The 24350-nt window shown below is 65.9% G+C and carries 20 protein-coding genes and 1 pseudogene; 10 read left to right on the top strand and 11 right to left on the bottom strand.

The genetic code is table 11. The annotated features are described in order from the left end of the window. Nucleotides 1-382: 382 nt before the first annotated feature. Entirely contained in the window at nt 383-2488 is a 2106-nt protein-coding gene (locus AC3ITW_RS20575; RefSeq protein WP_180889309.1) for a phosphoglycerol transferase I, read from the bottom strand. Nucleotides 2489-2729: 241 nt separating this feature from the next. Further along, a pseudogene (locus AC3ITW_RS20570) lies at nt 2730-4376 on the bottom strand (ABC1 kinase family protein); the annotation flags it as partial. A 210-nt stretch (nt 4377-4586) separates the two neighbouring features. On the opposite strand from AC3ITW_RS20570, the gene AC3ITW_RS20565 reads away from it, so the two are divergent. Further along, nucleotides 4587-5513 carry a DUF808 domain-containing protein gene (locus AC3ITW_RS20565; RefSeq protein ID WP_489389892.1) on the top strand — a complete coding sequence of 309 codons (927 nt, stop codon included), beginning with the start codon at nt 4587-4589 and terminating at the stop codon, nt 5511-5513. A gap of 107 nt (nt 5514-5620) precedes the next feature. Here AC3ITW_RS20565 and AC3ITW_RS20560 read toward each other — a convergent pair whose 3' ends face one another. Beyond that, entirely contained in the window at nt 5621-7159 is a 1539-nt protein-coding gene (locus tag AC3ITW_RS20560; RefSeq protein WP_489389891.1) for a GGDEF domain-containing protein, read from the bottom strand. Between the two features lie 106 nt (nt 7160-7265). On the opposite strand from AC3ITW_RS20560, the gene AC3ITW_RS20555 reads away from it, so the two are divergent. The 3 genes from AC3ITW_RS20555 to AC3ITW_RS20545 all read left to right on the top strand — a co-directional run bounded on the left by AC3ITW_RS20555 (nt 7266) and on the right by AC3ITW_RS20545 (nt 9244). Beyond that, entirely contained in the window at nt 7266-7901 is a 636-nt protein-coding gene (locus tag AC3ITW_RS20555; protein ID WP_489389890.1) for a Rossmann-fold NAD(P)-binding domain-containing protein, read from the top strand. Next, nucleotides 7901-8608 carry a helix-turn-helix transcriptional regulator gene (locus AC3ITW_RS20550; RefSeq protein ID WP_046984839.1) on the top strand — a complete coding sequence of 236 codons (708 nt, stop codon included), beginning with the start codon at nt 7901-7903 and terminating at the stop codon, nt 8606-8608. The genes AC3ITW_RS20555 and AC3ITW_RS20550 overlap by 1 nt, the downstream gene beginning before the upstream one ends. Before the next feature lie 249 nt (nt 8609-8857). Then, entirely contained in the window at nt 8858-9244 is a 387-nt protein-coding gene (locus AC3ITW_RS20545) for a VOC family protein (RefSeq protein WP_448123504.1), read from the top strand. Between the two features lie 30 nt (nt 9245-9274). On the opposite strand, the gene AC3ITW_RS20540 is transcribed toward AC3ITW_RS20545, so the two are convergent. The 5 genes from AC3ITW_RS20540 to pdhA form a co-directional block, all read right to left on the bottom strand. Then, nucleotides 9275-10264, bottom strand: a complete 990-nt coding sequence (locus AC3ITW_RS20540) for a hypothetical protein (RefSeq protein ID WP_006360661.1) — start codon at nt 10262-10264, stop codon at nt 9275-9277. 272 nt (nt 10265-10536) lie between these two features. Next, nucleotides 10537-11925, bottom strand: a complete 1389-nt coding sequence (locus AC3ITW_RS20535) for a dihydrolipoamide acetyltransferase family protein (RefSeq protein WP_154354856.1) — start codon at nt 11923-11925, stop codon at nt 10537-10539. Next, on the bottom strand, nt 11922-12275 hold the full coding sequence (locus AC3ITW_RS20530; RefSeq protein WP_032973473.1) for an SH3 domain-containing protein: 354 nt from the start codon (nt 12273-12275) through the stop codon (nt 11922-11924). Before AC3ITW_RS20530 ends, AC3ITW_RS20535 begins: the two co-directional genes overlap by 4 nt. A gap of 1 nt (nt 12276) precedes the next feature. Next, nucleotides 12277-13344, bottom strand: a complete 1068-nt coding sequence (locus AC3ITW_RS20525) for an alpha-ketoacid dehydrogenase subunit beta (protein WP_489389889.1) — start codon at nt 13342-13344, stop codon at nt 12277-12279. Beyond that, complete coding sequence (gene pdhA / locus AC3ITW_RS20520; protein WP_164241296.1) at nt 13337-14419, bottom strand: pyruvate dehydrogenase (acetyl-transferring) E1 component subunit alpha; 1083 nt, start codon at nt 14417-14419, stop codon at nt 13337-13339. Before pdhA ends, AC3ITW_RS20525 begins: the two co-directional genes overlap by 8 nt. 335 nt (nt 14420-14754) lie before the next feature. Here pdhA and AC3ITW_RS20515 point away from each other — a divergent pair, with 335 nt between their 5' ends. The 4 genes from AC3ITW_RS20515 (at nt 14755) to AC3ITW_RS20500 (ending at nt 19321) form a co-directional block, all read left to right on the top strand. Next, on the top strand, nt 14755-15630 hold the full coding sequence (locus tag AC3ITW_RS20515; RefSeq protein WP_012512331.1) for a tryptophan 2,3-dioxygenase: 876 nt from the start codon (nt 14755-14757) through the stop codon (nt 15628-15630). Between the two features lie 180 nt (nt 15631-15810). Further along, nucleotides 15811-17310, top strand: coding sequence for a peptide MFS transporter (locus AC3ITW_RS20510; RefSeq protein ID WP_006399302.1), 1500 nt, complete (start codon nt 15811-15813; stop codon nt 17308-17310). A gap of 19 nt (nt 17311-17329) precedes the next feature. Further along, on the top strand, nt 17330-17929 hold the full coding sequence (locus AC3ITW_RS20505; protein WP_154354855.1) for a thioredoxin family protein: 600 nt from the start codon (nt 17330-17332) through the stop codon (nt 17927-17929). 252 nt (nt 17930-18181) lie between these two features. Next, nucleotides 18182-19321: a hypothetical protein gene (locus AC3ITW_RS20500; RefSeq protein WP_012512329.1), complete on the top strand. Its 1140-nt coding sequence runs from the start codon at nt 18182-18184 to the stop codon at nt 19319-19321. Nucleotides 19322-19339: 18 nt separating this feature from the next. On the opposite strand, the gene AC3ITW_RS20495 is transcribed toward AC3ITW_RS20500, so the two are convergent. After that, entirely contained in the window at nt 19340-20311 is a 972-nt protein-coding gene (locus tag AC3ITW_RS20495) for a PDDEXK nuclease domain-containing protein (RefSeq protein ID WP_153676118.1), read from the bottom strand. A gap of 229 nt (nt 20312-20540) precedes the next feature. Continuing rightward, nucleotides 20541-21098 (bottom strand): MarR family winged helix-turn-helix transcriptional regulator, encoded by a 558-nt coding sequence (locus AC3ITW_RS20490; protein ID WP_081307605.1) that lies wholly within the window; start codon nt 21096-21098, stop codon nt 20541-20543. Between the two features lie 66 nt (nt 21099-21164). On the opposite strand from AC3ITW_RS20490, the gene hppD reads away from it, so the two are divergent. After that, a complete protein-coding gene (hppD, locus tag AC3ITW_RS20485; RefSeq protein ID WP_006399182.1) occupies nt 21165-22277 on the top strand; it encodes a 4-hydroxyphenylpyruvate dioxygenase in 1113 nt (370 codons plus the stop codon). 85 nt (nt 22278-22362) lie between these two features. Beyond that, nucleotides 22363-23661, top strand: coding sequence for a homogentisate 1,2-dioxygenase (gene hmgA / locus AC3ITW_RS20480; RefSeq protein WP_489389888.1), 1299 nt, complete (start codon nt 22363-22365; stop codon nt 23659-23661). 82 nt (nt 23662-23743) lie between these two features. Here the strand turns inward: hmgA and AC3ITW_RS20475 are convergent, their stop codons facing one another. After that, nucleotides 23744-24283, bottom strand: a complete 540-nt coding sequence (locus AC3ITW_RS20475) for a hypothetical protein (protein WP_006399178.1) — start codon at nt 24281-24283, stop codon at nt 23744-23746. Nucleotides 24284-24350 lie beyond the last annotated feature (67 nt).

The raw sequence follows: 24350 nt of genomic DNA, 5'->3' as shown, positions 1-24350 counted from the left end.
GCCGCATCCATGCGGCTGACACCCCGCACTCCGACACCGCCCCACCCCTGACAGATTCCTGCGGCTGTCGGTAGGTGTCGACCTTGTCGACACGTCTGTCAGATATCGAAATCAATCTGGGGTCAGATCCGTTTTCCTCCGGAAAACGGATCTGACCCCAAGAGTATTTCCGACAGATCGCGGAAAACTGTCGAAGGCGGGGTGGGTCCGGTTGCGGGAGTGTCCGCGGCATGGATGCCGCGGCCAAGCCCCCATGGATGGGTTTACGGCGTCTCCCGCAACCGGACCCACCCCGCAATCCCACGGAATGCCCGCTGTTGCCGTTGCTGTTGCTTCGGCTGTTGCTTCGGCAGGTGCAGGGCGCAGCCCTGCAAAGAAACCCCTACCCTCGTGGTCGGCTGCGGGATGGCACCAGTGCGAATGTGTCCACCGCCAGCTTCTCGGCGTGGTTCAACCACGCGCGGATCTCCAGATCATCCACTTCGTGATCCAGCCCGAACGACACGTTGATCTTGCCGTTGGCATCGGGCTGCACCCACTGCTGCGCCAGTACCACCTTGCGCTGCGAGGACACCGCCTCGATCCAGAAGCCGCGATCCGGGCGCGTGCTCGCCACCAGCTGCAGCATGTACTGGCCAGCGCGGGTACGACGACCCTTCTGGGTGATCATGTGCGCCTGGCGTACGCTCGGGCGCGGGCCCTGAAACGCATCCAGCGGTGCATCCACCGCGATGCCGCCACGCAGGTCGTTGTCGCGGTACAGCTTGATGCCGTTGTCGCGGTTCACGAGCAGCGCGCACCAGTCGCCGTCGGCCGAACCGTCCTCGAACGCGGTGCAACGGTCGACGTAGGCCAGGGTGTTGTCCGGATTGGCATCATCGAACTGGCGCGAGGTGTTTTCCAGATACACCGACTTCAAACCCCAGTCCTTGTCGTACTCCAGCAACACCGGTGGCTGCACGTGCTGCAGGCCGACCACCACCTGGTCATCGCCATCGATCTTCAGCTCGCGGGTCGGTTCGCCCAGCCACAGCGAACGGGCGAAGGCGAGGTACTGCGGGTAATCGCGGCCGCCATCGCGCTGGGTGGCCACGCTGGCGCTGGGCGCGCGCTGGGTATCGATCAGTGAACGGCCGAAGCCCATCGTCTTCAGGTTCGGGTCCAGCAGGCTGAGCAGGGTCGCACCCGAATCCAGCGTGGTGCCGGCGGCGGCGCTGAGCTGCTGCGGGGCAATGTCATCACCCAGGAACAGCAGCAGGTTCTCGCGCTTCTGCCGGGTCAGGATATGGGTCAGATCGTTGGGCATCGCCAGGTGGTCGGAGGCGATCACGATCAGCGTGTCCTTGCCGTACGGGCTGGCCTGGATGCGCTGCACCAGCTGCGAAATCAGCCGGTCGCTGCACTTGAGCGCGTTGAGCATGTTGATGTTGCCGTACTGGCTCTGGTAGCGCTCGCCCTTGCACGACACCGGCAGGTGACCGGCCGGGTGGTGGGTGTCCATGGTCAACGTGGTCAGCATGAACGGCGAACCGGCGCGCGAGAGCTGCTCGAAGCGCTGGTAGGCGGTATCCAGCAGCACGTCATCGTGCACGCCCCAGGCCGAGTAGTGGATGCGGCCGATCTTCTTCTGCTGCTTGAACCACGCCAGGTCATGCACTTCATCGAAACCGTGGCTGGCCAGGAACTGGCCCTTGCCGGCGAACTGGCCGTTGGCACCGCCCAGATAGTGGTTGGTATAGCCCTGCTGCTTCAGGTAATCGCCCAGGCACACGGCCTTGGGCAGGAAGCTGCCCATGCGGTCCATGCTGTTCTCATCGCCCTGCGAAGTGGTCAGCGGCACGCCGCACATCGACGAGACCAGGCCGGCGATGGTCCAGCCGCTGCCCTCGGCCGAGGCCAGGTTGCGCACGTCCAGCGACTCGGACGCCAGGCGGTTGAGGTTGGGCATCAGGCCCGGGAAAACGCTCTCGTCCAGATAGGTGCGTTCCAGGCTCTCGCCGTAGATCCAGACGATGTTGCGCGGACGCTGCAGCGGCTGCGTCGGCACCTGGTATTCGGGGGCGATGCGCGCGAAGTCGACCGGACGCAGCTGCTGGTAGAGGCGTTGGCCGTCGCGGGCCAGCGGACTGATCATGATCGTGGCCACCCACACGGCCGCGAAACCGGCGAACAACGCGCCACCGTGGCCAGGCCGGCGCCAGCGCTTCACCCGCGTGGCGAACAGCGGCAGCAGCGAGACCAGCGCCAGCACGATGAAGCCGGCAATGTAGCCCTTGAAGTCGGAGACACCGGCGCCTTCCATATCGGCGCCGAGGTGATACAGGGTTGCAGCGTTGAGGCCATCACCGGACAACTTGTCGATCAGCCACCATGCGCTGAGCATGAGCAGCAGCAACGAGAGCGAACCGGCCTTCCACCACACCCATTTGCCGGACGCGAGGAACAGCCAGCACAGCAGCAGCAACGACAACAACAGTATCCAGAGCATAGGCAGCTTCGGCAGTGACGGGATGTTGATGGACGTCGTACCGACGCGTGTCCATCCGACCGGCGCTGTCACAAGCACATACACATGACAGGCCGATGACCCGATAGTGCATGCACGAACCTGACTGAAATGTTTGTTGAAAGAACGCGCGTGCAATCGCGCTCAGAAGGTAAAACGCGCGTGAAAGGCTTCGTTGGATTGCATTAAAAACAGCATGAATACGGCTGTTTACGTTGATGCGCTAGCGATGCCCACGTTCTTCGCGTGCCCGCGCACGACGATCGAACAACAATGCACTGGTGACGATGCCAAGGCCGAGAACCACGCCGATGAACAGCAGAATCAGGGCGATGAGCGGGTAGCCGAACAGATGCCAGCCGGTGTCGATCTTCATCATCATTGCCGCAGCCATGATCAATGCGGCGCTGATGATGCCGGCCGCAACGCGGTTGGCGATCTTCTGCAGGTTCTCCATCAACCGCGATTCTTCCAGGCCGGTCACCTTCATCTGCAGGCGGTTCTCGGCCAGCAGCGCCATGATGTCCGACAGCTTGCGCGGCCCATCGCGCAGCAGCTGCTGCAGCTCCATCGCCTCGCTGGCGAGGTTGGCGGCTGACAGCGATTTCTTCAGGCGCGCGCGCATCACATGCTGCAGCTGGCGCTCGACGATGCGGCGGGTATCCAGGTCCGGTGCCAGCAACCGGCACACGGTTTCCAGATTGAGCAGGGCCTTGCCCAGCAGGCTCAGCTCCGGCGGCGTGCGCAGGCCGCAGGCGGTGGCGATGCGCACCAGGTCCAGCACCACGCGGCCTTCGGAGAAGCTGCCACTGGCGGCGTAGCGCGCGATCAGCTGGCCGGTCTCACGCAGGTAGCGCTCTTCGTCGAAGGCTTCCAGCCGCGTGCTGATGCTGATCAGGTCATCGGCCACTTCTTCGCCACGGCCATCGACCGCGGCGAACAGAATCTTCAGCAGTCGCTCGCGCAGGCGCGGCGGCATGTGCGCGACCATGCCCAGGTCGAAGATCGCCAGCCGGCCATCGGGCATCACCCGCAGGTTGCCCGGGTGCGGGTCGGCATGGATCTCGCCGTGCACGAAGATCTGGTCCAGGTAGCCGCGGATCAGCGCCGCCGCCAGCGGGTCCATCGATTGTTCGGTGCGGCGTACATCGGGAATCGCATCCACGCGCACGCCGGTGGCTAGTTCCATGGTCAGCACGCGCTGGCTGCTGTAGTCCCACAGCGGCTGCGGTATCCACAGGCGGCGGAACGGCCTGAGATGGCGGCCGAAACGGGCCAGGTTCTCGGCCTCGGCGTGGTAGTCCAGCTCCTGCATCAGGGTCTTGGCGAACTCGTTGAGCCAGTCGCGCAGGCGCACCCGACGGCCGACCTGGGTCAGGTGATCGGCGGCCAGCGCGAAGCTGCGTAGTGCCTCCAGGTCCGAGCGCAGCTGCGCGGCGACCTCGGGTTTCTGCACCTTCACCGCCACCTGGCGGCCATCGTGCAGCACCGCGCGATGCACCTGCGCGATCGAGGCACAGCCCAGTGGCTCGGGATCGAACGCGGCGAACAGCTTGTTCACCGGCGCGCCCAGCTCCTGTTCGACGATGGCATGGATGCGAGCGACCGGGATCTCGGCCACTTTTTCCTGCATGCGCTCCAGCGCGGTGGCGAACTCCACCGGCACCATGTCCGGGCGGGTGGACAGCATCTGGCCCAGTTTGACGAAGGTCGGCCCCAAGGCCTCCAGGTCGCTGACGAACTGTTCCGGGTTGCCATCGGCGGGGACGTCGGCCTGGTTGCTGGCGGCATCCAGGTTCATGCCCGAGAACACGCCCGAATGGCGGTAGCGCATCAGCAGGCGCAGGATCTGGCTGCGCCGGTTCATGCCCTTGACCAGCGGAGGGTTGCCATTGGCGGTGGGCGGATTGCTCAAGCGGAACTCCTTGCAGACGACGGCCGGTAGCGCCGGGCCATGCCCGGCGGAACGGGATCACGCCCCAGTCTGGCCGGGGCGGGGTCGTCACGTGGTGAACCCGATATCTTCCGCAGTCCACGCCGGATCGGTCAGAATCCGCTCATTCCCTCACTTGGACGCCCCATGGCCGGTGCCAGCCTGTTCGCCCTGCTCGACGATATCGCCTCCCTGCTGGACGACGTCTCGGTCCTGACCAAGGTCGCGGCGAAGAAGACCGCCGGTGTGCTCGGCGACGACCTGGCGCTGAACGCGCAGCAGGTCACCGGGGTCAACGCCAACCGCGAACTGCCGGTGGTGTGGGCGGTGGCCAAGGGCTCGCTGGTCAACAAGGTGATCCTGGTACCGGCGGCGCTGGCGATCAGTGCACTGGAGGCCTGGCTGCACAGCCGTGGCTGGAACGTGCCGCTGATCGTGCCATTGATGATGATCGGTGGCGCCTTCCTCTGCTTCGAGGGCGTGGAGAAGCTGGCGCATCGCTTCCTGCATTCCTCCGACGACGATGCCGAGCGCCAGGCCGAGCGCCGCAAGGCGCTGGCCGATACCCAGGTGGACATGGTGGCGTGGGAGAAGGACAAGGTAAAAGGCGCGATCCGTACCGACTTCATCCTCTCGGCCGAGATCATCGTGCTGACCCTGGGCGTGGTTGCCACCGCACCGTTCACCAATCAGGTGGTCACCCTGGCCGTGGTCGCACTGGCGATGACGGTCTTCGTCTATGGACTGGTGGCGGGCATCGTGAAGCTTGATGACGTCGGCCTGTACCTGTCGCGCAAGGGTGGGGCTGTGGCCGCCTTCGGTCGCGGCCTGGTGGCCTCGGCGCCGTGGCTGATGAAGTTCCTGTCGGTGGCCGGCACCATCGCCATGTTCCTGGTCGGCGGCGGCATCCTGGTGCACAACGTGCCGGCACTGCACCACGCGGTGCAGGCGCTGGGTGGCGAAGGGCAGTGGGGCTGGCTGATCAGCGCCGTGGCCAACATGGTGGTGGGCATCATCGCCGGTGCCATCGTGCTGGCCGCGGTGACCGGGTTCCAGAAACTGCGCGGGAAGTAAGCAACGGCCCTTTGTCCGGTAGAGGCCGACCTTGGTCGGCGCTTTGTTTCCCGCGTGTGCCAACCAAGGTTGGCACCTACCGAAGCAGTTTCCGGTGTACCGGGAAACTACCCCGCCTGTACCCGGTTCTTGCCCTGCCGCTTGGCTGCATACAGCGCGTCATCCGCGCGCCGCAGCAGTGCTTCGGTGTCATCGCCGGGCTGCCATTGCGCCAACCCGGCACTGAAATGCACCGGCACGCGCTGGTCCTGCACGGTCAATACGCGGTGCGCCAGCGAGCGCTGCAGGCGCTGCACGGTGGCCATGCTGTCGGCACCCTGGGTTTCCGGCAGCACCAGCACGAACTCGTCGCCACCCAGCCGCGCGATGCCGTCGGTGGCGCGCAGCAGCAGCTTGCACACGGACACCAGGTGCTGCAGCAGCGCATCGCCACCGGCATGGCCGTGCGCATCGTTGGTCTGGTGGAAATCATCAAGGTCGATCATCGCCACGCCCAACGGCGAGTTGTTGCGCGCGGCGCGGGCCAGCTCACGCTGCAGCAGTTCGTCCAGGCCGCGGCGGTTCAGTGCCTGGGTCAGCGGATCGATGCGCGCCAGGTCACCGGCCGCGCGCAGTTCCTGCTCAAGCTCGGTAATGCGCTGCTCGGCACGTTCCACTTCCTGGCGCGCGCTGGCCAGATGATCGCGCGCCTGCGCGGCCTGCTGCTGCACCTTGCCGGTATCGCGCATCACTTCCTGCAGCAGCTGATTGAGGTCGGCGATGCTGCGTGCCTCGCGCAGCTGCAGTGCATAGCTGCCGATGCGGTCGTGGTACTCACCGGTGCTGGTGGCCATGCCATCCATGCGCTCGATGAACTCACCCATCAGTCCGCGCATCGCCGCCTTCGAATCGTCGATGCCCTGGCGCAGCAGGCCCTGCTTGTAGATCACTTCGCGCAGCTCGGCGCGGGTGCGCTCCACCGCTTCGGCTTCCAGCGGTCCGTCCAGCAGGTGGCGCACTGCGGCGATCTGGCCCTGCAGCCAGCTGCGGTCGTCCAGCAGTTCGCTGACGTTCTCCAGCAGCAGCGCGAACAGCTCAAGCAGCAGCGCCTGCTGCTCCTGCCAGCTCTCGGCACGCACGCCGACCTGGTGGCCGAGCTCGCGCACGCCCTGTTCGATCGGTTCCAGCGCCGTGCCCGGTTGCCACTGGCGCAGCTGCATGGCCAGCGTCTGCGCCTGCTCGCGCAGGTCCGGGTCGTGCTGCAGCAGGGCCACCACCGCGCCACCCAGCAGCAACCGCAGCTGCTCGGACAGGCGCAGGCTTTCCGGCTGCCCGTCCGGCGAATGCTGTTCGATGGTTCGGATGTACTTGTCGATCAGCTGCCGCATCGCGCGCCCGTAGCGCGGCCAGTCGGCACTGGCCTGCGCCGACTGCAGGCGGTCACCCATGTCACCCAGTTCGCCGGGCAGGGTGGCCATGCCGTTGGCGAACGCGGCCAGCAGTGGTTCCGGTGCATCGGCGCCGGCGAACAGCTGCTGCAGGGCCACACCACCGCCGCCCTGCAGCACCACGCGGTCTCCCAGCCCGTCATCCACCACCGCGCGCACGCGTGCCGGCGGCCCAAGGGCGGTACCGGGGGCAGGGCGGTGGTCGGGCTGGTCCGTCATGGAGCAAATCCTGGGGGCTGGCAGGGACTGGTTCCAGCATATCGGCGCGGCTGCCGACGGCTTGAACGGCTAGGATGGGCGACAGGATGCCGCAGTGGAGGTGGTGATGCGCGTGATGTTGCTGGGGGCGACCGGCCTGGTCGGCGGGCTGACCCTGCGCAGGCTGCTGGATGACCCGCGCTGTAGTGCCGTGGTCGCTCCCACCCGCCGCCCGCTGGGCATGACCCACGGGACGCTGGAGAACCCGGTGCTGGCCTTCGATGCGCTGCCCGCCGCAGCCGGGTGGGCGCGTGTGGACGCGGTCATCTGCGCGCTCGGCAGCACCATTGCCCAGGCCGGCAGCCGCGAGGCCTTCCATCACATCGACCACGACTACCCGCTGGCGTTCGCCCGGCTGGCGCAGGCGCAGGGTGCGCAGACCTATGTGCTGAACTCCGCAGCCGGCGCCAACCCGCAGTCGTCGATCTTCTACAGCCGGGTGAAGGGCGAGCTGGAGCATGACCTGCGTGCGCTGGGGTTCGCTTCGCTGACGCTGGTACGCCCTGGGTTGATTGGTGGCGAGCGTAACGAGGTGCGGCGTGGCGAGCTTTTCGCATTGTCGGTGCTGGGCGCACTGGGGCCGGTGCTGCCACGGGCATGGCGGATCAATCCGGCCAGCGAGATCGCCAAGGCACTGGTCGAAGCCGCGCTGGCCCCGCAACCTGGGCAGCATGTAGTGGCGTCGAACGCACTGGTCGGCTAATGTCGCGTGCGCTGCGCCTGACCCAGCTTCAACAGCTGCTGCGCCGCCATCGGCGGCCGGTGGCCGGGCAGGTGCTGGCCGAAGCGCTGGGCATCAGCCTGCGCACGCTGTACCGCGATATCGAGACCCTGCGCGAGCAGGGCGCTGACCTGCGTGGCGAGGCCGGCGTCGGCTACCAGCTGGCGCCGAGCGATACCCTGCCGCCGATGACCCTGCCACCTGCGGAGATCGATGCATTGGTGCTGGGCCTGCGCTGGGTCGCGGCACGCACAGAGCCTGCGTTGGCCGAGGCCGCGCGTGATGCCCTGGCCCGCATCGCGCATGTGTTGCCTGCCGCGCGGCGCGAAGCGCTGCGTGATAGCGGCCTGCGCGTGGGTCCCTCGCGTGCGGCAGCCAAGGTACCCGCTGCGCGCCTGCAGGCTGTGCGCGAAGCGGTGAGCGCGCAACAACGACTGCAGTTCGGCTACCAGGATGCGCAGGGCCAACGTACCGAGCGCATCGTCTGGCCGTTCGCACTGGGCTACTTCGATGAAGTGCCGATGCTGGCGGCGTGGTGTGAGAGTCGCGAGGACTTCCGTCATTTCCGCTTGGACCGCATCCGCCAGGTGCGCGTGCTGGAGGATCGCTACCTCGTGCCACGCGCCACCCTGCTGCGGCGCTGGCAGAAGGCGCAGGGCATCGCCCCAGACTGGCTGGACCGTTCGTAGCGTCGGGTTTGCCCGCCTGCTTCCGCGTTTCGTTTCCTGCTGCTGGTGGGATGGGTTGGTGGGCTTCGCTCTTTGCTCCTGGTAGATGTCGAGCTTGCTCGACCGCCTTTGATCTTCGCGAACAGCAGTCGAGCAAGCTCGACCCCTACCAAGGCAAGGGCAACAGCAGTCCAGAAAGCCCGACGCTACTGACAGAATCTGTCAGCAGGGCCGTACCACCATGAACGCTCCCAACAACGGAGCTTCCCCATGTTCACGCCCAGCACCCTGCTGCAGTACGTGCGCGACGTCGCCGCCAGCGCCACGTTCTACCGCGGTATTCTCGGCAAGCCACCGGTCGAGCAGTCGCCCGGTTTCGCCCTGTTTCTGCTCGGCGATGGCGCTGCGCTGGGCCTGTGGCAACGCGACGACGTGCAGCCGCCGGTGTCCGCACAGGCCGGTGCCGCCGAACTGGCGATGGTGGTCGCCAACCCGGAGGCCGTGCAGCAGATGCACGATGCGTGGCACGCACTCGGCGTGCAGATTCTGCAGACACCGGTGACCCTGGAATTCGGCCACACCTTCGTCGGTGCCGATCCGGATGGCCACCGCCTGCGTGTCTACAGCCGCGCCGAGGGGTTGGTCGCGCGCGATTGATTCAGGGAGGGAGCCGGTGCTGGCCGGCTCCTAGACCTGCCCTTGCTTCTGCGCTGCTTCGATGACGATTGAAAATGTCTCGTCGTCTTCCGAATCCCATTCAATGGCCAGCTGGGCCAGCTCTGCGACCACGTCGCGGCCTGGATTGCATCGCCTGAGCTCTTTGATGAACTGTCGGACCTGGCGTGGCGTTAATTCACTGCCCGGATAGTTGAAGAGATTGAGCGCAGCATCTGAAGAGACGTCCAAGAGGTCGGGGGCGAGGATGGAATACGCTTTGATGTAGCGGGAGAGCGGAATATCCGACAGGAAGTTCTCTGCTGCACACATGATCGACGCGTCATGTGGCGGATTCCGGAGGAATTCCCTCATGACCCCAAGGACGACTTCTACTGACGGTGGTTTTGTTAGTGGCCGGTAGAAGTGGTTGGCGTATGCACGGTCACCTTCGCGGGTGACCGCAGCATCCGATAGCGTTGCGAGCATTGTGATCCAGACGTCAGCGTCCAGCGGCGTAGCCGGTTCGGCGTGTCCTTGTTGATCGGCATTGGGGATGATCGCCCGGACGATGGACTCGCCATTGCGCCATGACTGCAGACGGGAGTCGATAATTGCGTACACCTGCTCCTGCTTGTCCCACATGGCGTCCGGCGAGGGCATGGCGTCTTGAGGGAACAATGAGAAGACGTCCGACAAGTAGGGTGCGGCCATGCAGAAGTAGCGAACGGTGAACTCCAGCAATTCCGGGTCGAATGCAGCGCCGGGGATTTCGTCCTGGAAGGCAGCTTCGATGCATGCCAAGGCATCTGCCGGCGAGGGAGCGGCGGCTACCGTAGAACCGACCGATGCGTCGAGGAACGCGCGATTTCGGGCGAGCCAGCGCAGGAAGATGATGCTGAGGACCCAGTTCGTGTCAGACGGATCCTCATCCCTCGTCAACCGTAAGAAGAATGGAGAGGTGCGGAAGAAATCATCGCCCGCCTTCAGGAATTCTTCGAGTGTGGGCGGTGTCTCGAACATGGGGATTCGACGTCCAAAGAGAGGCCCAATGCTATCGAGCTACTCTTGGGAATCCATGCAACTATTCTCAAAATGCTCCCTTGCGCTCTCGCCCGACCGTCGGAGAGCCCAGTAGATCCGCGCCATGCGTAGATGGGGCGCGACGGAGCGGGCACAAAAAAACGCCGGGCATTGCCCGGCGTTTCTCCAATTCATGTGCCAACCAAGGTTGGCACCCACCAGTCAGTTTCATGTGCCAACCAACGGTTGGCACCCACCGATAAGCTGGTTGATCAGCTGGCCAGCGCCAAATCGTCCATCATCGCGCGCAGGAAGCGGGCGGCTTCGCCACCGGTAGCCGCGCGGTGGTCGAAGGTGACCGACAGCGGGATCACCTTGTGCGCTTCCACGCCGCCGATCACCGGGGTCATCTGGTGGCGGGCACGGCCGGCACCGACGATGGCCACGCACGGCGGCACCACGACCGGGGTCGCGTAGCGGCCGGCGAACATGCCGAAATTGGACAACGAGATGGTGTAGCCGCTCAGTTCCGAGGCAGCGATCGAACGCGATTCCACCTGCTCGCGCAGGCGGTTGACGCCTTCGCGGATGCCGCGTGCATCGAGCATATCGGCATTGCGCAGGGCCGGCACAAACAGGCCGTCGTCGGTGTCCACGGCGATGCCGATGTCCACCTGCGCGTGCAGGGTGCGGGTCAGCGCTTCGCCGTCGAACCAGGCGTTCATCGCCGGCACCTTCTGTGCGGCGACCACGATCGAACGCACCAGGCGCGCGGTGACGTCGTTGCCCGGCAGCCAGGCGTGGATGTCGGCGTCGTCGTTCAGCGTGGTCGGCACGACCTTGCTGTGTGCGTCGGCCATCACGCGCGCCATGTTGCGGCGCACGCCCTTCAGCGGTTCCGGCTGGCCCTTGGCGACCACGCCCGGCGGCTGGGTGCGCATCGGCTTGCCGGCGGCGGACAGCGGGGTGCGCGCTTCGCTCTGCACCGCGGCAGACACCTGCGCCGGGGCCGGCGCGGCGTAGGCGGCAGCAGCGGCCGGCGCCGGAGCGGCACCGATCTTTGCGCTGCCATCAGCCGCTGCCTGCTTGACGTCGGCCATGGTCACCGCGCCATCGGCGCCGGTGGCGCGTACGCGGGACAGGTCCACGCCTAGCTTGCGCGCGGTGGCACGCACGGCCGGTACGGCCTTGACGCCACCAACGGCGAGCGCCTGCTCGGCGTGCACGGCGTTGGAGCTCTGCATCGCACCGACCACGGTACCGGCGTCGTCACGCTCGGCGGCGGCGGGCTTGGCGGCTTCGGCGGCCACCGGTGCGGCAGCGGCCGGCAGCGGCGGCGGGGTCGGTGCAGCGGCCGGCGCTGCATGGCCGTGGCTGTGGCCGGTGTCCTGGCCATCGGCGCGCTGCGGCAGGTTCGGGTCCAGCTCGAAGCTGGCCAGCACCGAACCGGTCGGGATGATGTCGCCGGCGGCGCCGGACAGCTTCAGCACCGTGCCGGAGAACGGCGAGGGCACTTCGACGACGGCCTTGGCGGTCTCCATCGAGACCAGCGGCTCGTCCAGCTTGATCACATCGCCTTCCTTGACGAACCACTCGACGATGGTCGCGTCCGGCAGGCCTTCGCCCAGGTCGGGCAGGTTGAAGTTCTTGGTCTGGCTCATTTGCAGTTCTCTTCCAGCAGTTCCAGTTCGCGGGCCGGCAGCCAACCCGTCGCGCCATTGGCGCGCTCGGACCACCACCACCCGCCGTGTTCGTGATGAAGCTTCACCATCTCGCCGTTTTCCACATCCAGCTCGCGGGCGTCGTAGTCGCACAGGGCTTCGGCGCGACCCTCGTCCAGCAGCTGCAGCCAGGCGATGGGCGCCCATCCAGCGCGCCCATCGTTGGTGCGTACCCAGGCAAACGCCGGCCATTCCTCGTCACGTACACCTACTTCGACGATCTGGCCGGTGCGGAACCGGAGCGGGTTGGGATACTGGCTGCGGTAAGCCCCCAGGAGGCGGGCCCGCATGTCAGCCGGCCGCCACCGCGCGCTTGGCCGCAGCCACGATCCGCTCAACGCTCGGCAGGTACTTCATTTCCAGGCGGAACAGCGGAATGTGGGTGTCGTAGCCAGTGACGCGCTCGACCGGGGCCAGCAGGTCGTAGATCGATTCCTCGGCCAGGCGCGCGGCGATTTCGGCGCCGAAGCCCGCGGTTTTCGGGGCCTCCTGCACGATCACGCAGCGGCCGGTCTTGGCCACCGATTCGGCGATCGTGGCGAAGTCCAGCGGACGCAGCGTGGCGACGTCGATGACTTCGGCGCTGATGCCTTCACCGGCCAGCTTGTCGGCCGCTTCCAGCGCTTCCTTCACCTGCGCGCCCCAGGTCACCAGGGTCACGTCGGTGCCGTCGCGCAGCACGAAGCAGACGTCCAGCGGCAAGGCTTCGCCGTCGTTGACGACCACTTCCTTGTACTGGCGGTAGATGCGCTTGGGCTCCATGTAGATGACCGGATCCGGCTCGCGGATCGCGGCCAGCAGCAGGCCGTAGGCACGCTGCGGCGACGACGGCAGCACCACGCGCAGGCCCGGTACGTTGGTGAAGATCGCCTCGTTCGCTTCGCTGTGGTGTTCCGGTGCGCGGATACCACCGCCCCACGGCACGCGCAGCACCATCGGGCAGTGCAGGCGGCCACGCGTGCGGTAACGCAGGCGTGCGGCATGGCAGACGATATGGTCGACCATCGGGTACATGAAACCGTCGAACTGGGCTTCGGCCACCGGCTTCATGCCCTGTGCCGCCAGACCGATGGTCAGGCCGGTGATGGTGGTTTCATCCAGCGGGGTGTCGAGGATGCGCTCGGAGCCGAAGCGCTGCTGCAGGCCGGCGGTGGCGCGGAACACGCCGCCGTTGACGCCCACGTCCTCGCCCAGCACCAGCACCGACGGGTCGTGCTCCAGCTCCCAGGCCAGTGCCTGGGTGATGGCTTCGATCAGGGTGATGGGGGTGGTGGTCATGCTCTGTTCTCCGCGCGCGACGGCGGCGCTGTCGGCGGCGTTGGTGTGCGCGCCGGGCGCGCCGTTCTTGATCTCATCCATGGCGCTGCTCCAGGGCGATCGCCTGGGCACGCTGGGCCAGCAGGTCCTGCGGCGGATCGGCGTAGAGGAAATCGAACATCGCCTCGACCGGCTGCACCGGCGTGTTGAGGTACAGGTTCACCTCCTCGTCCACGCGCGTGCCGCACTCGGCGACCCAAGCGGTTTCCTCTTCCTCGCTCCAGACGCCGGCGTTGATCAGGTACTTGCGCAGGCGCAGCATCGGTTCGCGCTGCCAGGCATCCTTCACTTCGGCGTCGTCGCGGTAGCGGCGCGCGTCATCGGCGGTGGTGTGGTCAGACAGGCGGTAGGTCATCAGTTCCAGCACAGTGCCACCGTCGCCGGCCAGCGCACGTTCGCGCGCCTGCTCCATTGCCGCCAGCACCGCGATCAGGTCGTTGCCGTCCACCTGCAGGCAATGCAGGCCGCCGGCCAGACCCTTCTGTGCCAGCGTTTCGGCACCGGTCTGGGCCGAACGCGGGACCGAGATGGCCCAGCCGTTGTTGACGATGCACAGGATCAGCGGCAGCTTGTAGGCGCCGGCCGAATTCAGTGCCGCGTAGAAGTCGGTCTTGGAGCTGCCGCCGTCGCCACACACGGCCACCGCGATCTGCGGTTCCTTGTTGAGCTTGAACTTCAGCGCGGCGCCTGCGGCATGCAGGCACTGGGTGGAAATCGGCACGCAGAACGGGAAGTCCTTGGCTGCGTTGCCGCCGTAGTCGTTGCCGCGTTCGTCGCCGCCCCAGTACATCAGCACGTCGTGCGGGCGCACGCCGCGCATGAACATCGCGCCATACTCGCGGTAGGACGGTGCGAACACGTCGTCCTTCTGCATCGCAGCGCCGATACCCACGTGCGCGGCTTCATGGCCCAGGCAGGCGGCATAGGTGCCGAGCTTGCCGGTGCGCTGCAGCGCGATGGATTTGCTGTCGAACGTACGTACGAACAGCATCTGCTTGAACAGCGGCACCAGGACCTTGGGGTCGCGCAGCGACGCGGGCAGGTCATCGCGGACGAGCTTGCCGTCCACGTCCAGGTACTGCAGGTATTCGATCTTGAATTCAGCGGCAACCGTCATTGCGTACTGCACCTTCGACAGAGAAGTTACAAATGATATGAATCGCCATGTTAAGGAACGCGTACGGAATAGCCTTCCTGCGGCGCAACACGGCGACGCCCTGTTTTACCCCTGCCGGCGGGTGGGGGGCCAATAACAACAACGTATTCAGTCGTTGCTGCAAAGCATCAGAATACGCCTCTGGCTGACTGCCCGTGCAACGGCCCGAACGGTTCCACGCGCAGCCCCCATATCAGGGGATGCTCCACGGGCGCCCGGACGCCCCGGTATGGACCCGGCGGCTGCCAGCGCGGCGGCAACGCGCTACCCTTGCCGCCCCCGATCTGGTCCCGCCCATGTCCGTCGACAACAACCAACGCGATCTCGAAGCTGGCATCCACACCGATCTGCAGGGGCGGCTGACCTATGGCGGCTACCTGCGGCTGGACCAGCTGCTCAGCGCGCAGCAGCCGTTGTCCAACCCGCCGCACCACGACGAGATGCTCTTCATCATCCAGCACCAGACCTCGGAGCTGTGGCTGAAGCTGCTCGGCCACGAACTGCGTGCCGCGATCGGCTTCCTGCAGCGTGATGAAGTCTGGCAGTGCCGCAAGGTGCTGGCGCGCAGCAAGCAGGTGCTGCGCCAGCTGACCGAGCAGTGGTCGGTGCTGGAAACGCTGACCCCGTCCGAGTACATGGGCTTCCGCGACGTGCTGGGCCCGTCCTCCGGCTTCCAGTCGCTGCAGTACCGCTACATCGAGTTCCTGCTGGGCAACAAGAACGCGCAGATGCTGCAGGTGTTCGAGCACGACCCGGCCGGCCAGGCGCAGCTGCGCACCGCACTGGAAGCGCCCAGCCTGTACGAGGAATTCCTGAAGTACCTGACCCGTTTCGGCCACGCCGTCCCAGCGGTGTACGAGGCCCACGACTGGACCCAGCCGCATGTGGCCGATGACGCACTGCAGCCGGTCTTCGAACGCATCTACCAGGACACCGATCGCTACTGGCGCGAGTATTCGCTGTGCGAGGACCTGGTGGACCTGGAGACCGCGTTCCAGCTTTGGCGATTCCGTCACATGCGCACGGTGATGCGGGTGATCGGCTTCAAGCGCGGCACTGGTGGCTCGTCCGGCGTCGGCTTCCTGGCCAAGGCGCTGGAACTGACCTTTTTCCCGGAACTGTTCCAGGTGCGCACCAGCCTGCAGGCCGCACCCCCGGCCGATCTGGCCTGACTCCCATTCAGCTTGGTTCCCGGCCGGCGGCTGGATCGTTTCAGATGCAAGTTCAGCGAGCAGGCCGGCACCTGCCTCAAACGGCGTGTATTTGACGTGAACGCCAGAAGTCGGTGATCCTCGCGCGTTGCTCCACTGCACATCGGACGTGCTTGTCATCCACCGAACCAGGAAATCCGCATGAGCTTGAACGCCACTGCGAACACCCCAGAGCCGGCCGTGCCGGACTTCAAGACCATGATGGGCCACCCGCGCCCGTTGTGGATGCTGTTCATGACCGAGTTCTGGGAACGCTTTGCGTTCTACGGCATCCGCTGGGCCTTGGTGCTGTACATCGTCGCCCAGTTCCGTGATGGCAGTGCCGCCGGTGAAGCCGACGCCAGTCGCATCTACGGTGCCTACCTGGCGCTGGTGTACGCCGCGGCGATCTTCGGTGGCTACGTGGCCGACCGGGTGTTGGGGTACCAGCGCTCGATCCTGACCGGTGCAGTCATCATGGCCGCCGGCCTGTTCATGATTTCGTTGCCGGAAGAGCATCTATTCAAGCTCGGCCTGGCCACGATCATCGTCGGCAACGGCATGTTCAAGCCGAACATCTCGACCATGGTCGGCAAGCTGTACGGCCTGAAGGATGAGCGTCGCGATTCGGGCTTCACCATCTTCTACATGGGCATCAACATCGGCGCGATGATCGCTCCGGTGCTGACCGAGTACCTGGCCCGCAAGGTCTTCGGCACCTCGGAAATGCCGTCCTACAAGGTCGTGTTCATCGCCTCGGGCGTGGGCATGCTGATCTCGCTGGTGTGGTTCTACGTCGGACGTGCCGGCCTGAAGGGCATCGGTGCTCCGCCGGCCGGCGCTGAAGGCTTCGGCCGTGTCGTCATGGTGCTGGTGGGCTCGCTGTTCGCCATTCCGGTGGCCTACTTCCTGCTGGCCACCGGCGCCACCGCGCTGGCCTGGATCCTGGGCGTGATGTTCGCCGCACTGGCCGTGCTGCTGCTGGTCGAAGGCATCCGCGAGGGCAAGGTGCAGCGCGACCGCGTGATCGCCATGCTGATCATCTTCGCCTTCAACGTGATGTTCTGGATGTTCTTCGAACAGGCCGGCAGCTCGTTCACCTTCCTGGCCGAGAACATCGTCAACCGCCAGATGGGTGAGTGGACCTTCCCGACCGCCTGGTTCCAGTCGGTCAACTCGGTGGCCATCATCACCCTGGCGCCGATCATCGCCTGGATCTGGGTGGCCCTGGGCCGCGCCAATCCGTCGATTCCGCGCAAGTTCGGCCTCGGCCTGCTGTTCAACGGCGCCGCCTTCGCCCTGCTGATGTATGCGCTGTCGCAGATGGTGGTGGACGGCAAGATCCCGTTCTGGACCCTGTTCATGGTCTACGTCATCCAGTCCGTCGGTGAGCTGTGCCTGTCGCCGATCGGCCTGTCGATGGTGACCAAGCTGGCCCCGGTGCGCCTGGTCGGCTTCGGCATGGGTGGCTGGTTCCTGTCCACCGGCATCGGCAACAACCTGTCGGGCATCTTCGCCGGCGTTGTGAGTGGTGAAGGCGGCATGACGGTCGAGTCGGCACTGAAGGGGTATACCTTCGGGTTCTGGGCTCTGATCGGCTCCGGCGTGGTGCTGTTCCTGGTCGCCCCGCTGATCAACAAGCTGATGCACGGCGTCAAATGATGATGAGAGGGTAGAAGGCATGCGTAGCAAGCTCGGTGGTGCAATGGTGGTGGTCTGTGCGGCGCTGATCGGCGCCTGTTCCCAACCGCAACCGCCTGCCGTCGCCGAGCCTACGCAGCCCCTGGATACCCGACCCACCGAGCCACCGGTCGCTGACCCCAGCGAACCGGTGGCCTCGGGCAACACCCCGGTGGCGGCGGACATCGCCGCCATCGCAGGGCTCGGTGCTCAGTTCGACCCGGCCCGCGACCCGGCCAATGACCTGGCCACCGCCAAGGTGGAAGCCCAGCGTGGCAAGAAGCGCATCCTGCTCGAGGTCGGCAACGCCGCCTGCGAGCGCTGCCATGCGTTGGACGAACTGGTGGAAGGCAATGGCGACCTGCGCCGCTTCCGCGATGCCCACTACGTGTGGGTGAAGATCAACGCCAGTGACGAACAGCCCAACACCGCCTTCTTCGCACAGTTCCCGATGATGGAACGCGACTACCCGTATCTGCTGGTGCTCGATGCCGATGGTGGACTGCTGGTATCGCAGGCGACTGGTGAGCTGCGCAAGGGCGGAACTTTCCAGCCCGCGCGCGTGACCGCGTTCCTCAAGCAGTGGGCACCTGACCGGTAGTGCCGGCCGCTGGCCGGCAACCTCGCTGGGTGCCGCCTGCTGGTCAGCATGCTCTGATGGCTGCCAACCGCGGGCCAGCAACCTCGGTGGGTGCCGACCGTTGGTCGGCACAGAAGTGCATCCACGCAGGGCGTGGATCTATTGCGCGCGCCGTCACACTCTCCGAATCGGTGTCTCAATTTCACTGAGTGCACGCCGCTACCGGCAAGGACTTCAGTCGACGCCCCGTCGATGCAACCTACCGGAACGCCCATGCACAGCGACCACGCCGAACGATTGCCCGAACCTGCCAGCGCATTGGCCGAGGGCGGAGCAGATGAGGGCGTGACCCTGCCCCCGCAGGAGGCGCTGCTGGATGACGCGGGTACCGGCGGGGATACCGTTGAACTGGCACCGCCGCGTCACCGCCTGCCGCAGATCGCGCTGCCCGACAACGTGGTGCTGAAGGGTGCGGTGCAGAAACTGGTCGAGCAGAAATCACGGCTCGATGCGTTGGCCGCCGAAGGCCAGCTGGCCGGGCTGCTGCCGCCGGAATGGCAGGGCCATGGCGTGCGTGCCATCGAACTGTCCACCTTCATCCAGGGCGTACTGCCGTTCCTGCAGCCGGGCGAACGTGGCGAAACCGCGCCCGCACGCCTGCCGGTGCGCCATGTGCTGGGCGATGACAGCCGCTGGGGCCTGGACGATGTCTCCGAACCGAAATCGCTGGCCTGGTACCTGGCCAGTGATGAGCGCGCCACTGCCGGCAGCAAGGATGTGGCCGAGGCCTATCTGGTGGGTGCACTCGGCCTGGCGTGGATGCAGGAAGGGCGCAGCCGTCCTGGATTCCTGCGCGCGATGGGCCAGGACAGCCTGGCGGCGCGGGTGACCATGCTCGGCTACCCACCAGCCGGGGAGCTGGCGCTGTACAGCGTCACCGCCCACGGCCAGCCACAGATCTGGTGCGTGCATGGCCGGCGCCGCATGCGCCCGTTGGTGGCGCCGTGGCTGAGCGTGCCGCTGCTGACCGCCTACGGCGTGCCGGCACCGGTGGCGTGGCCGTCCAGTTTCCCGCCGGTGGAGGCCGTGGCCGAGCTGCTGGCGACCGCACGCCAGGGGCGCGCGCTGCCGGAAGTGGACCTGGGCAAGGTGGTGGCGAAGATCGCCGAGGATGCAGCGTCCGATGCCTGGCAACCGGTCAGCCTGCTGCAGCTCAACACCTGGTCGCCGCGCTGGCACTTCTTCCTGGGCACCTTCGTCGGCCTGCCGTCGCTGCTGCTGGTGGCCGCGGCGCTGGCGCTGCCAGGGGCGGTCGAAGCGGCCACGGTTGCGGCTTCGCTGGGCTTCGCCGGTGGCGCCATCGCCGCGCTCGCAGTGCCGTGGATCCATGCACGGCGCAAGCATCTGAGCTGAGGCGTGGGTGCAGTGGAACTACAGAGGGCTGGGCGGCAGGTTCTCCATCTGTTGCCGGGCCCGCTCCATGGCGGTCTGCAATCTCTGCTTGAGGACCTCACGAGAGGGCAGGGTGGTCAGGTATTCCGCAACATGGATGCCTGAGCGGTCCAGCTCCAGCAATTCGATCTGGCCCGCCTTCTTCCCTGTGCAGAGGATGATGCCCAACGGCGCTTGCTCACCGTCCTCACGTTCATGGCGGTCCAACCAGCGCAGATAGAGCTCCATCTGTCCTTTGTACGCAGGCTTGAACTCGCCGATCTTCAGCTCGATGGCAATCAGCCTACGCAGGCGGCGGTTGTAGAACAGCAGGTCCAGATGGAAGTCATCGCCGTCGATCTGGATGCGCTTCTGGCGAGCGACGAAACTGAAGCCCGTGCCAAGTTCGAGCAGGAAGCCCTGCATCTCGCGAAGGATCGCGCTTTCCAGGTCCTGCTCGTCCAAGCTGTCCTTCAGGCCAAGAAAATCCAGTACGTAGGGATCACGCAGTACCAGCCCTGGAGACAGCTGCTGGTTGCCGCGGAGTGCCGCCAACTCATCGGCGATGGTCTGCTCGGGCTGACTGGAAAGCGCGGTGCGCTCGTACAGCATTGAGTCGATACGCTGGCGCAATGTGCGCACGCTCCAGCCCACGGTGCCGGCCATCTGTGCATAGAAATCGCGCTTGAGCGGATCCGCAAGCGGGATCAGCGCGATGAAGTGGGTCCAGCTCAATTGTCGTATCAGCGATACGACAATCTGCTCGTCTGCAAATGCGATGGAGAACTGCACCATCCGGCGCAGGCTCTTCTCACCGAAGGACGTGCCGAACTCGGCAGACAGTGCCTTTGCGATCCGGGTGAAGAGAAGCTCTCCGTAGCGGGCCCGTTGCCCAGCCATCTGATCCACCTGGATGCGGCGGCCTATTCGCCAGTACAGCAGGGTCAGCTCGGCGTTGATGGTCCTGTGCATCTGCGGAAATGTCGGCGGGCGAGGGCGACACCCGAGGACGGGATCTGCGGGAAGTGAATGCGTTCGATGGCCTCGCTTGCGTCCCGCCCACGGCCCGCCAAAGAGCGGGTCGCGTCAGAACAAAAGGGGGCGGACGACAATCGCCCAGCCACTGTTCCACTACCGACCAGGGTCGACATCCGCGACCTGGGGCTCAAAACGACTTAATCCCCTCCGTCCCCTTTTTCTTTCAGACCCCTTCGCCCATCCGCTCCAGGCCGTCGCCGGCCAGGCGCAGGATCAGCTTCTCCAGCACCTGTTCCTCTTCCTCGCTCAGCACCGACATCAGCTTGCGGGTGATCTCGATCACCATTGGCGCGATGGTCTCGTACACCTCGAAGCCGGCCGCCGACAGCGCCAGCACCGAGCGACGGCGGTCGTCGCCATGGGTCTCGCGCTTGATGAAGCCACGCTCCAGCAGGCGGGCCACGGCGCGGCTGACCGCCACCTTGTCCATCGCCGTGCGGTCGGAGACCTCGCTGGCCGAGGAGCCCGGGTACAGCGCCAGGATGGTGATCACCCGCCATTCGGGGATCGCCAGACCGTAACGATCGCCGTATAGCTTGGCGATGTTGCCGCTGACCCGGTTGGACAGCACGCTCAGCCGGTACGGCAGGAACTGTTCCAGGTCGAGCAGGACGTGCGAGGAACGCAGGCGGGTCGAAACGGGATCGGCGGGGCTCATGTTGCGGTGCACCTTGCTGGTGGTTTCAAGTGTAACTATAAGGGGTAGGTCCAGACCCTGCATTCTCGCCGGGTCCCTACCTGCCCGCACCTGGTTTGTACCGATGCGGTACCGATTCGGAGCCACGCCATGAATACCGCAGTCCCGACCGCCTCGCACCCCAACCCCGGCATGCAGGTCACCACCTTCGAGAACCCGATGGGCATCGACGGCTTCGAGTTCGTCGAATTCGCCGCCCCGGCCGGCCGTGGCCAGGAGCTGCATGAGTACTTCCGGAAGATGGGCTTCAGCGCGGTGCTCAAGCACAAGCAGCGTCCGATTACCGTCTATCGCCAGGGCGACGTCAACTTCCTGGTCAATGAAGACCCCGATTCGTTCGCCGCCGACTTCGCCGAAAAGCACGGCCCGTGTGCCTGCGGCTTCGCCATCCGCTTCAAGAAGCCGGGCCAGGAGGTCTACCAGACCGCACTGGGCAACGGTGCCGAGGCGATCGCCTTCAAGCCGGACAGCAAGGCGGTCAATGCCCCCGTCATCAAGGGCATCGGCGACTGCATGCTGTACCTGGTCGACCGCTATGGCAGCGCCGGCAGCATCTTCGATGGCGACTACGAGCTGATCGCCGGCGCCGAACTGCGCCCGAAGGGCTTCGGCTTGACCTTCATCGACCACCTGACCCACAACCTGTACTTCGGCAACATGCAGCAGTGGTCGGACTACTACGAGCGCCTGTTCAACTTCCGCGAGATCCGCTACTTCGACATCAAGGGCCTGAAGACCGGCCTGGTGTCCAAGGCGATGACCGCGCCGGACGGCATCGTGCGCATTCCGCTGAACGAGTCGTCCGACCCGAAGAGCCAGATCAACGAGTACCTGGACGCGTACAAGGGCGAGGGCATCCAGCACATCGCCTGCTTCACCGAGAACATCTACGAGACCGTCGAAGCGATGCGCGCGCAGGGCGTGGACTTCCTCGACACGCCGGAGACCTACTTCGACGTGATCGACCAGCGCGTGCCGAACCACGGTGAAGACGTGGCACGCCTGGCCAAGAACAAGATCCTGATCGATGCCGATCCGGAAACCCACCAGCGCAAGCTGCTGCAGATCTTCACCCAGAACTGCATCGGCCCGATCTTCTTCGAGATCATCCAGCGCAAGGGCAACGAAGGCTTTGGCGAAGGCAACTTCACCGCGCTGTTCGAAAGCATCGAGCGCGACCAGATCCGCCGCGGCGTGCTGTAAGGTCTGCAGGCAATGTCGGCCTCCCGCCGACATTGCCTGTCCGAATGGTAGTGCCGGCCGCTGGCCGGCAATCTCTGGAGTTTCCATGTCCCCCGCCATCACCGCCCGCGGCTACCAGTCCGGCTTCGGCAACGAATTCGCCACCGAGGCCGTCGCCGGCGCGCTGCCGGTCGGGCAGAACTCGCCGCAGAAGGTGGCCCACGGCCTGTACGCCGAGCAGTTGACCGGCACCGCGTTCACCGCGCCGCGTGGCAGCAATCGCCGCAGCTGGCTGTACCGGATCCGCCCGGCGGTAACCCATGGTGAGTTCACCCCGTTCGCGCAGTCGCAGCTGCAGTGCGATTTCGCGGCGCAGCCGGCGTCGCCGAACCAGCTGCGCTGGAGCCCGTTGCCGCTACCGGAGCTGCCGACCGACTTTGTCGAAGGTCTGTATACGATGGGTGGCAACGGCTCGCCGGATGCGCATGCCGGTGTGGGTATCCACCTCTACGCCGCCAACCGCGACATGGTCGGCCGCTATTTCTACGATGCCGATGGCGAACTGCTGATCGTGCCGCAGCTGGGCGCGCTGCGCCTGCTGACCGAGCTGGGCGTGATCGAGATCGAGCCGCAGCAGATCGCGGTGATTCCGCGTGGCGTGCGGTTCCGCGTCGAACTGCCCGATGGCCCGAGCCGCGGCTACATCTGCGAGAACTACGGTGCGCTGCTGAAGCTGCCCGACCTCGGTCCGATCGGTTCCAACGGCCTGGCCAACCCGCGCGACTTCGAGACCCCGCACGCGGCGTTCGAGGATATCGATGGTGATTTCGAGCTGATCGCCAAATTCGACGGCCGCCTGTGGCGCGCGCCGATCGACCATTCGCCGCTGGACGTGGTGGCCTGGCACGGCAACTACGCGCCGTACCGCTACGATCTGCGCCGCTTCAACACCATCGGCTCGATCAGCCATGACCATCCGGACCCGTCGATCTTCCTGGTGCTGCATTCGCCCAGCGACACGCCGGGGACCAGCAACATGGATTTTGCGATCTTCCCGCCGCGCTGGCTGGTGGCGCAGAACACCTTCCGCCCGCCGTGGTTCCACCGCAACATCGCCAGCGAGTTCATGGGCCTGGTGCATGGCGCCTACGACGCCAAGGCCGAAGGCTTCGTGCCCGGCGGCGCGTCGCTGCACAACTGCATGAGCGGCCACGGCCCGGATGCGCCGACCTTCGACAAGGCATCCAACGCGGACCTGTCCAAGCCGGACGTGATCAAGGACACGATGGCCTTCATGTTCGAGACCCGCGCGGTGATCCGCCCGACCGCGCAGGCCTTGGCTGCCGGCCATCGGCAGGGCGATTACCAGCAGTGCTGGAACGGCCTGCGTAACAACTACCGCTGACCCGAAAAAGGGACGGAGGGGATTAAGTCGCAATCGGCACACGTGTGCTGATTGCGACTTAATCCCCTCCGTCCCCTTTTCTTCAGGCGGCCTCCGCGAACGCGTCGCAATGCTCCAGCGGCAGCGCCTCCAGCAGGCGTTGCCGCACGCGCTGGCAGTAGCCGTCCGAGGTCAGCCCGGGCAGCATCTGCATCGCCGACTGCAGCCGCTGCAACACCTCGTCTTCCGCACGCGCCTGCTGCAGGTCGCGGAACAGTGCTGCCGCCTGCGGGTGGCGCTGCATCTCCAGGATGCCCAGCACATAGATGCGCGCGGCCACCAGCGAGCGGCGGCGTTCGACCGGTGTGGCCGCAGGCGGCAACGGCGCCGGTGCGGGCGGGGCAGCGACGGATCCGGCGGCCGGCCCGGGGGAGGGGACAGGTGCGGCCGGCCCTGTACTCAGATACCCCGCCTGCACCAGCTGGATGACCATCGCAGGTGCGTCCTGGCCGAGCAGGCCGGTCAGGTCGGCAATGGTGCGCTGGCCGTCGCACAGGATCAGCAGCCGGCGCTGGCGCATGTCCAGCGGCGCGCGGTGGGCCTGCAGCGCAGTTCGGGCGAGATCGGTCTTGCGCGGTTGCATGGAAGGGACAGCCAAGTCGGTGCTCGCCGAGCCTGAACGAAGGCGATGAAACGGCGATGACAATGCA

Source organism: Stenotrophomonas sp. KH_052 (assembly GCF_057838755.1).
The sequence above is the reverse complement of the archived record's forward strand: the minus strand, read 5'-3'. Positions and strand labels throughout refer to the sequence as shown.

Bases quoted from the DNA above. Each gene is read 5' to 3' on its own strand.
- hmgA (WP_489389888.1), top strand. From the start codon at position 22,363: ATGTCCCCCGCCATCACCGCCCGCGGCTACCAGTCCGGCTTCGGCAAC.
- hppD (WP_006399182.1), top strand. From the start codon at position 21,165: ATGAATACCGCAGTCCCGACCGCCTCGCACCCCAACCCCGGCATGCAG.
- AC3ITW_RS20545 (WP_448123504.1), top strand. From the start codon at position 8,858: ATGTTCACGCCCAGCACCCTGCTGCAGTACGTGCGCGACGTCGCCGCC.
- AC3ITW_RS20500 (WP_012512329.1), top strand. From the start codon at position 18,182: ATGCACAGCGACCACGCCGAACGATTGCCCGAACCTGCCAGCGCATTG.
- pdhA (WP_164241296.1), bottom strand. From the start codon at position 14,419: ATGACGGTTGCCGCTGAATTCAAGATCGAATACCTGCAGTACCTGGAC.
- AC3ITW_RS20515 (WP_012512331.1), top strand. From the start codon at position 14,755: ATGTCCGTCGACAACAACCAACGCGATCTCGAAGCTGGCATCCACACC.
- AC3ITW_RS20525 (WP_489389889.1), bottom strand. From the start codon at position 13,344: ATGGATGAGATCAAGAACGGCGCGCCCGGCGCGCACACCAACGCCGCC.
- AC3ITW_RS20575 (WP_180889309.1), bottom strand. From the start codon at position 2,488: ATGCTCTGGATACTGTTGTTGTCGTTGCTGCTGCTGTGCTGGCTGTTC.
- AC3ITW_RS20530 (WP_032973473.1), bottom strand. From the start codon at position 12,275: ATGCGGGCCCGCCTCCTGGGGGCTTACCGCAGCCAGTATCCCAACCCG.
- AC3ITW_RS20565 (WP_489389892.1), top strand. From the start codon at position 4,587: ATGGCCGGTGCCAGCCTGTTCGCCCTGCTCGACGATATCGCCTCCCTG.
- AC3ITW_RS20505 (WP_154354855.1), top strand. From the start codon at position 17,330: ATGCGTAGCAAGCTCGGTGGTGCAATGGTGGTGGTCTGTGCGGCGCTG.
- AC3ITW_RS20550 (WP_046984839.1), top strand. From the start codon at position 7,901: ATGTCGCGTGCGCTGCGCCTGACCCAGCTTCAACAGCTGCTGCGCCGC.
- AC3ITW_RS20555 (WP_489389890.1), top strand. From the start codon at position 7,266: ATGCGCGTGATGTTGCTGGGGGCGACCGGCCTGGTCGGCGGGCTGACC.
- AC3ITW_RS20495 (WP_153676118.1), bottom strand. From the start codon at position 20,311: ATGCACAGGACCATCAACGCCGAGCTGACCCTGCTGTACTGGCGAATA.
- AC3ITW_RS20560 (WP_489389891.1), bottom strand. From the start codon at position 7,159: ATGACGGACCAGCCCGACCACCGCCCTGCCCCCGGTACCGCCCTTGGG.
- AC3ITW_RS20490 (WP_081307605.1), bottom strand. From the start codon at position 21,098: ATGCAGGGTCTGGACCTACCCCTTATAGTTACACTTGAAACCACCAGC.
- AC3ITW_RS20535 (WP_154354856.1), bottom strand. From the start codon at position 11,925: ATGAGCCAGACCAAGAACTTCAACCTGCCCGACCTGGGCGAAGGCCTG.
- AC3ITW_RS20510 (WP_006399302.1), top strand. From the start codon at position 15,811: ATGAGCTTGAACGCCACTGCGAACACCCCAGAGCCGGCCGTGCCGGAC.
- AC3ITW_RS20540 (WP_006360661.1), bottom strand. From the start codon at position 10,264: ATGTTCGAGACACCGCCCACACTCGAAGAATTCCTGAAGGCGGGCGAT.
- AC3ITW_RS20475 (WP_006399178.1), bottom strand. From the start codon at position 24,283: ATGCAACCGCGCAAGACCGATCTCGCCCGAACTGCGCTGCAGGCCCAC.